The organism is Frankia tisae, assembly GCF_025403405.1.
Lineage (GTDB): Bacteria > Actinomycetota > Actinomycetes > Frankiales > Frankiaceae > Frankia > Frankia tisai.
The window spans coordinates 1-8,174 of record NZ_JANEZT010000311.1 but is presented as its reverse complement, the minus strand read 5'-3'; the positions used below and the strand labels follow the sequence as shown (position 1 = coordinate 8,174).

General features: G+C 74.9%; 6 protein-coding genes. 3 read left to right on the top strand and 3 right to left on the bottom strand.

Annotated elements, in window-relative coordinates; genetic code table 11:
- Positions 1-484: redox-sensitive transcriptional activator SoxR (gene soxR, locus NBZ85_RS23725; RefSeq protein ID WP_261559238.1), on the bottom strand; the 484-nt coding region annotated here is incomplete at its 3' end.
- Between the two features lie 95 nt (positions 485-579).
- Complete coding sequence (locus tag NBZ85_RS23720; RefSeq protein WP_261559239.1) at positions 580-1,740, bottom strand: alkaline phosphatase PhoX; 1,161 nt, start codon at positions 1,738-1,740, stop codon at positions 580-582.
- A 314-nt stretch (positions 1,741-2,054) separates the two neighbouring features.
- On the opposite strand from NBZ85_RS23720, the gene NBZ85_RS23715 reads away from it, so the two are divergent.
- The 3 genes from NBZ85_RS23715 (at position 2,055) to NBZ85_RS23705 (ending at position 5,987) form a co-directional block, all read left to right on the top strand.
- Positions 2,055-3,203: a UDP-glucose--hexose-1-phosphate uridylyltransferase gene (locus NBZ85_RS23715; protein ID WP_261559240.1), complete on the top strand. Its 1,149-nt coding sequence runs from the start codon at positions 2,055-2,057 to the stop codon at positions 3,201-3,203.
- Positions 3,203-4,390: a galactokinase gene (gene galK, locus NBZ85_RS23710; RefSeq protein ID WP_261562622.1), complete on the top strand. Its 1,188-nt coding sequence runs from the start codon at positions 3,203-3,205 to the stop codon at positions 4,388-4,390. Before NBZ85_RS23715 ends, galK begins: the two co-directional genes overlap by 1 nt.
- A 250-nt stretch (positions 4,391-4,640) precedes the next feature.
- Positions 4,641-5,987, top strand: coding sequence for a CE1 family esterase (locus tag NBZ85_RS23705; RefSeq protein WP_261562621.1), 1,347 nt, complete (start codon positions 4,641-4,643; stop codon positions 5,985-5,987).
- 72 nt (positions 5,988-6,059) lie between these two features.
- On the opposite strand, the gene hrpA is transcribed toward NBZ85_RS23705, so the two are convergent.
- Positions 6,060-8,174 (bottom strand): ATP-dependent RNA helicase HrpA (hrpA, locus tag NBZ85_RS23700; protein ID WP_261562620.1); only part of this gene is annotated, 2,115 nt, incomplete at its 5' end.

The window sequence follows — 8,174 nt, the reverse complement described above, 5'->3', positions numbered from 1 at the left end:
GTGGGCGGTGGCCGCCGTGATGCATCCGCCCGGCGCCGCGCAGCGCCGCGGGCAGCGCCCGGGCCCCCGGGCCGAGGGCGCCGATCCGGTCGGCCGGGTTGGAGATCCGGCAGCGCCGCAGGGACAGGCAGCCGCAGCCGATGCACGAGTCGAGCCCGTCGCGCAGCGCCTCGAGGGCCGCAATCTCCTCGTCCAGCCGGGAACGCCAGCGCCGCGAGATCGCCGACCAGTCCGCCTTGGTCGGGGTGCGGGCGTCCGGCAGCGACGCCAGCGCCTGCTCCACCTCGTCGAGGCTGAGACCCATCGCGGTGGCCGCGCGGATGAACGCCAGCCGGCGCAGCACGTGCCGTTCGTAGCGGCGCTGGCCCCCGGCGGTGCGGGTGGCACCGATCAGGCCCTGCCGCTCGTAGAAGCGCAACGCGGACGGGGCGAATCCGCTGCGCTGCGACAGCTCGCCTACGGTCAACAGATCGGTGGGCAGCATGCCCGCGATCGTACGTCCCTATAGTTGAAGTCAGGTTCAGCTTTATCGCCTGGGTCGGGCGGCCGGCGGCCGTGCGGCCGGACGTGTTGGTCGGCTCAGCGACGGAAGGGGCCGGTCACCTCGAAGGTGATGCCACCGCGGTTGCGCCCGGTGACACCGCGCTGGGAGGAGAAGTACAGCCGGCGCCCGTCCGGGCTGAACGCCGGGCCGGTGATCTCGGACCTGTCGTGCGCCGGCAGTCGCAGGAAGGGCGCGACCACGCCGTCCGGGGTGATGAGCACCAGCGCGGGGCGGGCGTGGTCCTCGGCGACGTACAGGTCGCCCGAGCGTGCGCCGACGACGTTGTCCACTCCGGTGAGCGGCGGCGGGCCGGGCACGCTCGCCCGGTCGTAGATCAGGTCGAGCCGCCCGGCGTCCGCCCGGTACGCCCACACCCGGTCATCGCCCTTCGTCGTCAGATAGCAGACGCCGTGGGCGTACCAGCAGCCCTCGCCGCCGTGGAAACGGCGGGCCCCGCGGACCTGCCGGCGGGTCGCCCGGGGAAAGCCGTCCGGATCGCGCACCTGCTCCCAGCGCACCGGCCCGGGCACGGCATCCGAATCGCCGACCAGCACCTCCAGCCGGCCGGCGGACAGATCGCCCCAGCGGTCCGGGCGGAACCGGTAGAAGCAGCCGTCCTTGCGATCCTCGGTCAGGTAGATCACCCGGTGGTCGGGGTCGCAGGCCGCCGCCTCGTGGGCGAAGCGACCCAGGGCCGGGCGCGCCACGGCCTGGCGCGACCCGTCCGGCCACGTCTCGTACACCCGGCCGGAGAAGAACTCCTCACACGACAGCCAGGTCCCCCACGGGGTGGCCCCGCCGGCGCAGTTGGCGGTGGTGCCACCGAGGATGCGCCCCGCCGAGGCGATCGAGCCGTCCGCCCGGAATCGCAGCGCCGAGGCGCCGCCGCGCAGCAGCACCTCCGAGTTCGACACGTACGTCCAGCCGCCGTCGGGTCCGGGGAAGCAGGCCCCGCCGTCGGGCGCGTCGTGCCAGACGTACTCGGTCGCGCCGACGAGCAGGTGCGAGCGGGCGACGATCCGGCTGGTGAAACCCGCGGGCAGAGCCACCCCGGAGCGGTCCGGCGGCCGCGGCGGCCCGTACGGCCCCACCCCGGGCCGGGCGGTGGCGGCCAGGGCCGCAGGCCAGGTCGTCCCGGAGAACGCGGCGGTGCCCAGCGCCGCCACCGCCGAGCGCAGCAGCATCCGTCGATCCATTCCCGCCCACCTTTCCCGGGTCGGTCGGTGCCGTCGACCGGCCCTGCCGGGTGATCCGCCGTGTGATGCGCGTTGCATGCTTCGGCCGGCCGCGGCGCGCCGACGGCGCCGACCGTCGCCTGTCCGGATCGCCGCACGCACGGGTTGTCGCCGGAACGCCATGTCGACGCCCCTCACTTGACCTTAGAGTCACATGTGCATTGCTTCAGGTAACTGGGCGGTGCGGATGTTCCCCTGTCGTGGCCGCCGGTAGATCTTCCGGGGTGGTCCGGACGAGGCTGGCCAGGCCTCGTCCGTGGCAGGCTGTCGATTCGATGGACGACACCACGCATCGGCGGTTCAATCCACTGACCGGCCGCTGGGTTCTGGTCTCGCCGGGGCGGGTTCGGCGCCCCTGGCACGGCGGTCGGGAGACGGCGGCGACGCCCCCCGCCGTCGCGCACGACCCCGCCTGCCATCTGTGCCCCGGCAACGAGCGTGCGGGCGGCGCCCGTAACCCCGACTACCGGGGCACGTACGTGTTCACCAACGACTTCCCGGCGCTGCGACCCGCCGCGAGCGATCCCGCCCAGCCCGGAGCCGAGCAGGGCGGAGCCGAGCAGGGCGGCCTGCTGCGCAGCGCCCCCGCGCACGGGATCTGCCGGGTGGTCTGCTTCGGCCCGGACCATGGGCGGGGGCTGGTCGACATGTCGTCCTTCGAGGTCCGCGCGGTCGTCGACACGTGGGCCGCGCAGGAGGCCGAGCTGTCCGAGCGGTGGCGCTGGGTGCAGGTCTTCGAGAACCGCGGCACCGCGATGGGCGCCTCCAATCCGCACCCGCACGGGCAGATCTGGACCTGCGACGCGCTCCCCGACGAGGCCGCCGCCGAGGACACCCACCAGCGGGAGCACTTCGCCCAGTCGGGCAGCTCCCTGCTGCTCGACTACATCCGAACCGAGACGCGCGCCGCGGAGCGGATCGTCCTCGACGACTCCGACTGGCTCGTCGTCGTACCGTTCTGGGCGGTGTGGCCCTTCGAGACGCTGCTGCTGCCGCGGCGGCCCGTCCAGCGGCTTGCCGAGCTCGACCACGCCCAGCGCGACAGCCTGGCCGACGTGCTGGGCCGGCTGCTCGCCGGCTACGACGCCCTGTTCGACCACCCGTTCCCGTTCTCGATGGGCTGGCACGGCGCCCCGGGCCCGCATCCGGCGGGCGCCGCGAGCCGGGCGACCCGTTCGCGGCGCCGCCCCGAGGGGGTCTGGCAACTCCACGCCCACTTCTACCCGCCGCTGCTGCGCTCACCGACAATCCGCAAGCATCTCGTCGGCTACGAGATGCTCGCGGAGCCCGCACGCGACCTCACCCCCGAGGACGCCGCGAGCCGGCTGCGCGCGGTCATGGCGGAGACCTGGGACGGCGAGGCGACCCTGCCTGGCGGCCTCGAGCCGACCTCGGCCGCGCCGCTGCACATCCGACCGGTCTGATGGCGGTGCCGGCCGAGCTGCGGGCGGTGCGGGAGTTCGTGGCGGCCTACGGCCGTGAGCCGACGCACCTGGTGCGCTCACCGGCCCGGGTCAACCTCATCGGCGAGCACACCGACTACAACGACGGCCTGTGCCTGCCGCTGGCGATCGACCGCGAACTCTGCATCGCCCTGCGCCGCGCCGATGACCTCCCGACCGCGGGGACCGGCATCGGTGCGCACCTGCGGCTGGTGTCCGAGCAGGACCCGACGCCCGCCGTCGTCCCGTTGCCGCCGCCCGCCGCGGACACGCCGCCGCCGGCCCGCGCAACCGGCTGGGCCCGGTACGTCGAGGGCGTGGCGGTCCAGCTCGCCGCGACCGGCCTGGTGCCGTGGCAGGGCGCGCTGGCCAGCGACATCCCACTCGGCGCCGGTCTGTCCTCCTCCGCCGCGCTGGAACTCGCCGTCGCCCTGGCCTGCACCCACCTTGCCGGGCCGGTGCCGGCACCGACGGAACTCGCCCGGCTCGCCCAGCGCGCCGAGAATGCCTGGGTCGGCGCCGCCACCGGCCTGCTCGACCAGCTTGCCTGCGTCGGAGGGATCGCCGGGCACGCCCTGCGGATCGACTGCCGGGCGCTGAGCGTCACACCCGTCCCGCTGCCGGCCGGGCTCGCCGTCGTCGTCATCGACACCGGCTCGCGGCGCCAGCTCGTGACGAGCGCCTACGCCGACCGGCGCGCCGAATGCGCGCGCGCCGCGCGGGCGCTGGGCGTGCCGGCGCTGCGCGACCTCGACGCCCTGCCAGTGGATGCCGCCAGCCGGCTCGACCCGGTGGCGTTGCGCCGCGCCCGCTTCGTCATCGCCGAGAACGCGCGGGTCGACGCGGTCGCCGGCGCGCTGGCCCGCGGGGATGCGGAGACTGCCGGGCGGCTGCTCCTGGCCGGCCATCGAGGTATCCGGGACGACTTCGAGGTATCCGGACCGGAGCTCGACGCGGCCGTGGCCGCGGCCAGCGGCGCCCCGGGCTGCTTCGGCGCCCGGATGACCGGCGGCGGGTTCGCGGGCTGTGCGGTGGCCCTCGTGGGCCGCGACCGGCTCGACACCTTCACCGCGGCGTTCCAACCCGCCTATTCCGCCAGTGCCGGCCGGGAAGCCGTTCTACACGTGTGCTCGGCGGTCGCCGGCACCTCGGTCGCGGCGCTGCGCTAGGCCGACCCTTCGGGAACGGCCGACCCTTCGGGAACGGAGGCGTCCACGCGCGACGAGTGGCCCGAGGCGGGTGGGTGCCCGCGTCCGGGCGGTCGCGGCACGGTCGGGCGAACCCAGGCGGGTGCGCAGACCGTCCGATCCGGCCGGATCGCCGTTGGCTGTGCTGTTCTAGGCCGGTATAGGAGTCCTTGACGGGAAGCGGGTTAGCATGACCGCTCTGAGCGGGCGGAGACGAGCAGTTGAGAGGACGGTGTCCGTGCTGCGCTGGGCGCGGGTCGGGCTGCCCCGGCGGGGGCGGCTGCTGCGGGGAGTCGGGATTGTCGCCGTGGTTGCCATCGGGATGGCCACCCTCGTCCTCGCGGCGATGCCGCTGTCGTCATCCGCGTCGGCCAATGCCGCGTCGGTCACCTCGGCCCCGACGGCCACCGCAGGGCCCTCGGCCGCCACTGCCCATGTCGCCGGCCCGTCCGCGATAGCCGCCGCACCCACCGCCTCCACCCCCGTGGCCGCGCCCCGGCTCCCGGCCGTCACGGGATCGCCCGCCGCCGGATCGCCCACTGCCTCGGGGCTGGTCACGACCCCTGGTGCGGCGACCTCCGCCGTGCCTGCCGCAGCCGCGCCTGCCCCGCCGGCGCAGTCCGCGGACACGGTGCACCGCCTGCCCTCCGGGCGGACCTATCAGCTCCACGCCGACGTGCGGCTCTCGCCCACGTTCCGCGGCACGGGCCGCCCGCTGGTGATCCTTCTGCACGGCCTGCTCAACACCCCTGAGAACATGCGGGAGATGTCCGGGGCGGATCCGTTCGCCGACACCCACGGCTTCGCGGTCGCCTACGGGGTCGGCGTCCACGAGGCGTGGAACGCCGGCGGCTGCTGCGGCCAGGCCACCACCGACGACGTCGGTTACCTGCGCCAGCTCGTCGACGACGCCGCCAGCCATACCCCGGTGGACCGGAGCCGGGTGTACGTGTGGGGCTTCTCCAACGGCGCGATGCTCGCCGCCCGGGTCGCCTGCGAGGCTCCTGACCTCGTCGCCGCCGTCGGCATGGTCGGCGGCCAGGCGATGGTGTCCTGCCCGACCGTCCCCGTCCGGCTGCTGCACATCCACGGCACCGCGGACACGACCGTGCCATGGCATGGCGGCTGGTCGGACTACCTGAAGATGAACCTGCCCGACGGCGAGACGGAGGCCACCCGGTTCGCCCCCGGCTCCGAGATCCGCCACCTCACCTGGGACGGCGGCCACGCCTGGCCGTGGTGGGCGACCAGCGCCCTGTGGGACTTCTCCGCCCCCGTCTCCCTGAACTCAGTCCTCCCGGACACCGCCGCCCCGCCGGCCACCTCTCCGCCGGCCACCTCTCCGCCGGCCACCTCTCCGCCGGCCACGTCCCCGGGTAACACCGCCATCCCGAGCATGTCAGCCTCCCTGAGCGCCTCCACGACCCCGGCCGGCCCCGTCACCACCTCCGCCGCGACGACCTCCGCAGCCCCGAACGGCTGGGCCACCCCGGGTGGCTCCCTCGTCCCTGACGGCTCCGCGGCCGTGGACGTCTCCGCTGCCCCGGACATCCTCGTCCCTCCCGACGAGGGTCCGTAACTCTGCCGAAAGGCGCAGGAACCGGGTAGGCGCAGAAAAAGCCGGCCGGCCCCTGCGCCGGACGGGAGGCCGTCAGCCGAGGAGGGCGTCGATGGCGCGGTAGACGCGTTCCTCCGACACGGGGTATGGGGTGCGCAGGTTCTGGGCGAACAGACTGACGCGCAGCTCCTCGAGCATCCACCGGATGCGGTGGATCTCCTCGCCGGGCTCTCGGCCCGCGGGCACCGTCGCGAGCAGTTCCCGGTACGCCTCCCAGGTCCGCCCGACGGTCGCCGTGTTGATCCGGTCGCGGGCGGGGTCGCGGGGCAGCCGTTCCAACCGGCGCTGCAACCCGGTGAGGTAGCGGACGAGGTCGGCCAGCCGGTCCGCCCCGGTTTCGGTGACGAAGCCGCGGTGGATCAGCGCGTCGAGTTGCCCGCGGACGTCGGCGACGGAGACGGCCAGCGCGGGGGCGCGCAGCTCACGCAGCGCCAGATCGACGGTGTGCGCGAGTGCGAGGACCTGCTGGACCTCGCGGACGACCGCGAACGACGCCTCGGGCAGGCCGGCGCGCACCGCGGTGAGCAGCACGGTGAAGCCCGCCTCGTCCCAGGCCGGTCCGCCGGCGGCGGCGATGAGCCGGTCGGCGGCGGCGCATACGCAGTCGTCGAGCAGATCGGCGGCGTCGCGGTGCGGGTTGTGGCTCAGGGCGAGCTTCGCCGCGTTGGACAGCCGGCCGTTGAGGCCGCGGATCGGCGAGGCGACGCCGAGCAGCACGAGCCGGCGGGTGCCGGCCCACATCGCCTGGCGCTGGTCGGCCTCGGTGTCGGTGGCCCGGATCGCGACGGAGCTGCCCTCGTCGACCAGCGCCGGGAATGCCTTGACGACATGGCCGCCGCGGCGCAGCTCCACGACCTTGGGCAGGCTGCCGACGCCGTCCCAGGACCGCAGTCCGGCACGTTCGACGCCGTCGGCCGCGGCGGCGACGGCCTCCCGGGTCCGCGGCCGCAGCCGCTGCTTGATCGCGTCGAGGTCCTTGCCCTCGGCGAGCACCGCCCCGCGGGCCTCCTCGACCCGGAAGGTGATCCGTAGATGGCCGGGGACGGCGGCCAGCGACCAGGAGTCCCGCGGGATCTCCGGGCCGCCCATCCGGCGCAGCTCGTGCTCGACCGCGACCAGCAGCGGCGCCTGGCCGGGGGAGAGCTGCTCGAGCACCGCGCGGGCGTAGTTCGGCGCCGGGACGAAGCTGCGCCGGACCACCTTCGGCAGCCCGCGGATCAGCGCGGTCACCAGCTCCTCGCGCAGCCCCGGGACCTGCCACTCGAAGCCCTCGGCGCCCACCTGGTTGAGCACGGCCAGCGGGATGTGCACGGTGACCCCGTCCGCCGCCGCGCCCGGTTCGAACTGGTAGCTCAACGGCAGGGCCAGGTCGCCGAGCTGCCAGACGTCGGGGTAGTCGGACTCGCGGACGTCCACCGCGCCCGCGGAGACGAGCAGCGACCGGGGGAAGTCGAGCAGGTCGGGGGTGCTGCGTCTGGCCTTGCGCCACCAGGCGTCGAAGTGCCGGGCGGAGACGACGTCGGCCGGGATGCGTTCGGCGTAGAAGCCGAACAGAGCCTCGTCGTCGACGACGATGTCGCGCCGGCGGGCCCGGTGCTCCAGTTCCTCGGCGTCGGCGAGCAGCTGCAGGTTGTGCTGGAAGAACTCGTGCCGGGTCTGCCAGTCGCCCTCGACCAGGGCATGGCGGATGAACAGCTCCCGGCACAGCTCCGGGTCGACCCGGCTGTACTGCACCGGGCGGCCGGCGACGATCGGCACCCCGTACAGCGTCACCCGCTCGTCGGCGAGCACCGCCCCCTGCCTGCGTGACCAGCGCGGCTCGCTGTAGGTGCGGTGCACCAGATGCCCCGCCAGCGGCTCGATCCAGTCCGGGTCGATCCGCGCCGCGGTGCGCCCCCACAGGCGCGAGGTCTCGACGAGCTCGGCGGCCATCACCCAGGCCGGCGGCCCGGACGGACGTTGCCGCGGTGTGTCCGGGCCCGTCCCGCCCGTGGCGGTGGCCTCGGCGGCGCCGGTGCGGTCGGCCCGGCCGCGGCCTCGGGCCAGCGCCGACCCCGGCCACAGCGCGAACCGGCTGCCACGGGCCCCGGCGTACTCGCGGCGCTCCGCGTCGTACCGGCCGATGTGCGACAGCAGGCCGGTCAGCAG

Bases quoted from the DNA above. Each gene is read 5' to 3' on its own strand.
- galK (WP_261562622.1), top strand. From the start codon at position 3,203: ATGGCGGTGCCGGCCGAGCTGCGGGCGGTGCGGGAGTTCGTGGCGGCC.
- NBZ85_RS23715 (WP_261559240.1), top strand. From the start codon at position 2,055: ATGGACGACACCACGCATCGGCGGTTCAATCCACTGACCGGCCGCTGG.
- NBZ85_RS23720 (WP_261559239.1), bottom strand. From the start codon at position 1,740: ATGGATCGACGGATGCTGCTGCGCTCGGCGGTGGCGGCGCTGGGCACC.